At 30.5% G+C, this 1990-nt stretch carries 2 protein-coding genes; both read right to left on the bottom strand.

Annotated elements, in window-relative coordinates; genetic code table 11:
- Positions 1-10: 10 nt before the first annotated feature.
- Entirely contained in the window at positions 11-1489 is a 1479-nt protein-coding gene (locus FJR05_RS06135; protein WP_168643301.1) for a class I SAM-dependent DNA methyltransferase, read from the bottom strand.
- On the bottom strand, positions 1483-1990 hold a 508-nt coding region (locus tag FJR05_RS06130), incomplete at its 5' end, for a hypothetical protein (protein ID WP_217385535.1). The genes FJR05_RS06135 and FJR05_RS06130, both read right to left, overlap by 7 nt.

Raw genomic sequence — 1990 nt, 5'->3', positions numbered from 1 at the left:
CTACTTCTACCTACCCTATAAACTCTCGAAAGTGGGGGGAGAGTGAAAAACTACGTTTGAGTTCTACTAGTAATTCTTGAGTTTTCAAAGAAATATATTTTAGAGTATCCTCATCTGGTAAAATTACAGGAGTTTTTAAAATATACCTAGCGGAATTATTTGCAGATGGATTAATATCTTTTAAGCAAAGCCAAAATACTGGCGAGTTACAATAAGCTAATAGAAAATATAAATCAACTGAAGATTTAGGAAAAATTCCTACTATAGATTGATCAAAAAGACTTTCCTCAATTAATGCAGCCGTAGGACGTTTAGATGTTACAATAGGAAAGCCAATTCCTGTTTTAAAATAGTAGGATGAGTTTTGAAATCTTGATTTTTTATTTGTTTTATAATGTTCAACTGCATCCTGACTCCAATCTACATACCATTGAGTTGGTTTTACAAAATTATAACCACCACCTTTAAGAACAGGAATAAAATGCTTTGATCCTTCTATTCCATTTAAAGGATTTTTTAATGTAGACGGTTTAGTTTCAATATAAGTAGAATTAACGACTAAATAATCAGGAGAACCTTTGACTAAAGCAGATGCTTTTCGCAGAAAAACTCTATCATTTCCTGAGTAAAAACCTGTCACGCAGTCAGCAATATCAGCCATTTTAGTTATATTATTTGACAATTTATTAAAAACTGATTCATTAGCCGATATAGAAATAGATAGAGATTCACTATCAAAAATATCTTTCTGAAGAATATTATTACCATTAGATTTCATATTTGGAGATTCTGTAAAATCTCCTAAAGAATTAATACATCTTACGGAAAAAGAATGGTTCGATTTTGGTTTTTCAGCACGTATAGAAATAATACAAAGACCAGCATAACCGAATGAAATACCAGGAAATAGAGATGAACGAAAAACATCTACACTTTCAATAGTAAATTTTTCGAGAAGATAACGTCTAATATTAATATGACTGTGAAGATATAAAAAAGTGTCAGGAATAATAAATACAAGTCGTCCTTTTTCAGCAAGCAATTTGAGACAACGTAGTAGAAAAATAGTATATGTCTCTTTAATATAAAATCCTGGATATTTTCTTTTTAATTCTGTACGACGTTCGTATTCTTGCCAACCTCCATAGGGAGGATTTCCCAAAATCTTTGTAAATTTGTGATCAAAAGACTCACAAAGGTCTAAATCTGGACAAAATATAGTATCCCTTTCTCGTATTTCTACATTTTTTAAGTTACTAAACTTTAATTTGAGATTTGTTGCGTGTTCAGGATGTAACTCATAAGCGACAGATGATATATCTTTATTAATATCAAGTGCTGCTGCTAAAAGATGTCCTTCTCCTGCACAGGGTTCAAGTAGTTTATCATTCACTTCTAGTCTTAATAGTGAAACCATATATGAAGATAAAGCTTGATCTGATGTAAAATAAGTTTGGTATTTATCTCTATATCTTGTTTCTCTTACCATTGTAAATATCCCATTAAATTAAATTTCTGAAAATCACTTACTGTTGTACTTAATAAATCATTTTGCCAATCAATACTTGAATTTATCCAGGTTTGGATATCAAAATTTGTAAAATCACCAATTTTTTCATAAGCTTCATCACCACAATACGCATTCCAAACATGAGATTTTTTTAAAGTTCTAAAGTAATTGTTATTCAAATCTTCTTTAGCGCGAACGAGCAGAATATTACTATATTCATCTTCTAAATTACAATAAATAGTTGCTACCATAAGCAGTCGGTTGGTATTTCCTTTCTCATTTGAGCCAAATCCACTTTTAAAATCTATATTGAATCTTTTACCTCTAATAATAGCATGAAAGTCTAACTCAAGACTTATTTCACCAGAATCCACTAGCACCCATACTTTTTCATAATAATTGATAAGTTCATGTTTTTGTTCTTGAGAAATGGACAAAGTATCAATATATTCGGTTCTACCGCTCCCTTTATGAAAGGAT

Source organism: Dolichospermum sp. UHCC 0259, from assembly GCF_009711935.1.
Taxonomy (GTDB): domain Bacteria; phylum Cyanobacteriota; class Cyanobacteriia; order Cyanobacteriales; family Nostocaceae; genus Dolichospermum.
The sequence above is the reverse complement of the archived record's forward strand: the minus strand, read 5'-3'. Positions and strand labels throughout refer to the sequence as shown.